The organism is Azohydromonas lata NBRC 102462 (genome assembly GCF_001571085.1).
Classification (GTDB): Bacteria; Pseudomonadota; Gammaproteobacteria; order Burkholderiales; family Burkholderiaceae_C; genus Azohydromonas; species Azohydromonas lata.
The window spans coordinates 1-1615 of sequence record NZ_BCTC01000260.1 but is presented as its reverse complement, the minus strand read 5'-3'; the positions used below and the strand labels follow the sequence as shown (position 1 = coordinate 1615).

The following is a 1615-nucleotide window of genomic DNA, read 5'->3' as shown; positions in this document are numbered from 1 at the left end:
CGCGCTGGAGGCCGCCCCGCGCACCACGCGCGCGCAGAGCATGGACGTGCTCTCCAGCCAGGCCAACATCGCCGGCTACAAGGCCGTGATCATCGCGGCCGACCGGTATCAGAAGTTCTTTCCCATGCTCATGACCGCCGCGGGCACCGTGAAGGCCGCGCGCGTGGTGATCCTGGGCGTGGGCGTGGCCGGGCTGCAGGCCATTGCCACGGCCAAGCGGCTGGGCGCGGTGATCGAGGCCTCGGACGTGCGCCCCTCGGTGAAGGAGCAGGTGGAGTCGCTGGGTGCGAAGTTCATCGACGTGCCTTACGAGACGGCCGAGGAGAAGGAAGCCGCGGAAGGAGTGGGCGGCTACGCGCGCCCGATGCCCGAGAGCTGGCTCACGCGCCAGCGCTTGGAAGTGGCCAAGCGCGTGGCGCAGGCCGACGTGGTGATCTCCACGGCGCTGATCCCGGGCCGTCCGGCGCCCAAGCTGGTGAGCGCGGAGATGGTGCAGTCCATGAAGCCGGGCTCGGTGATCGTGGACTTGGCTGCAGCCAATGGCGGCAACTGCGCGCTCACACAGCCCGGGCAGACGGTGGTGCGGCACGGCGTGACGATCGTGGGCGAGACCAACCTGCCCACGCTCGTGGCGGCAGACGCCTCTGCACTCTACGCGCGCAACGTGCTCGACTTCCTGAAGCTGGTGTTGCCCAAGGACGCCGCGGCCGTGAACGTGCCGCTGGACGACGACATCGTGGCGGCATGCCTGATGAGCCGCAATGGACAGATGACCAGGAGATCTACATGAACCGCCTGATGCTGCGTGCCAAGCTGCACCGCGCCACCGTCACTGAAGCTGATCTGCACTACGAGGGCAGTTGCGCGATTGACGCGACCCTGCTCGAGGCAGCCGACATGCGTGAGTTCGAGAAGATCGAGATCTACAACGTCAACAACGGCGAGCGCTTTTCCACGTACATCATTCCGGCTCCGCCGGACTCGGGCATCGTATCCCTCAACGGCGCTGCTGCCCGCAAGGCGCATGTCGGTGACCTGCTCATCATCTGCACGTACGCACCCATGAGCGAGGAGGCTGCCCGTGCCTACAAGCCGCGCTTGGTGCTGCTGGGCGAGGGTAATCGCATCCAGCAAATCAAGGCGGTCTGAGTACGCGCCTCTTCCTACCGCAAAGGGAACTGCCATGGATGCCGTCACACCGACCATCGTCAACCTGATCGTCTTCGTGCTGGCGATCTACGTGGGCTACCACGTGGTGTGGACGGTGACGCCCGCGCTGCACACGCCGCTGATGGCCGTCACGAACGCCATCTCCGCCATCGTCATCGTGGGCGCGATGCTGGCCGCGGCACTGACCGAGACCGGCCTGGGCAAGACCATGGGCGTGCTGGCCGTGGCGCTGGCGGCGGTGAACGTCTTCGGCGGCTTCCTGGTGACGCGGCGCATGCTGGAGATGTTCAGGAAGAAGGAGAAGAAGGCCCCGGCCGCTGAAGCACCCAAGCAACTGCCCCAGGAGGCCACGCGATGAGCATGAACCTCGTGACGCTGCTGTACCTGGTGGCCAGCGTCTGCTTCATCCAGGCCTTGAAGGGCCTGTCCCACCCCACCACGTCGA

General features: G+C 66.2%; 3 protein-coding genes. All 3 read left to right on the top strand.

Features of this window, described 5'->3' with window-relative positions; genetic code table 11:
• Positions 1-790: Rossmann-fold NAD(P)-binding domain-containing protein (locus ALA01S_RS30970; protein WP_066343610.1), on the top strand; the 790-nt coding region annotated here is incomplete at its 5' end.
• Entirely contained in the window at positions 787-1149 is a 363-nt protein-coding gene (gene panD / locus ALA01S_RS30965; protein ID WP_066343608.1) for an aspartate 1-decarboxylase, read from the top strand. The genes ALA01S_RS30970 and panD, both read left to right, overlap by 4 nt.
• A 34-nt stretch (positions 1150-1183) precedes the next feature.
• Positions 1184-1528 (top strand): NAD(P) transhydrogenase subunit alpha part 2, encoded by a 345-nt coding sequence (locus ALA01S_RS30960; RefSeq protein WP_066343600.1) that lies wholly within the window; start codon positions 1184-1186, stop codon positions 1526-1528.
• Positions 1529-1615 lie beyond the last annotated feature (87 nt).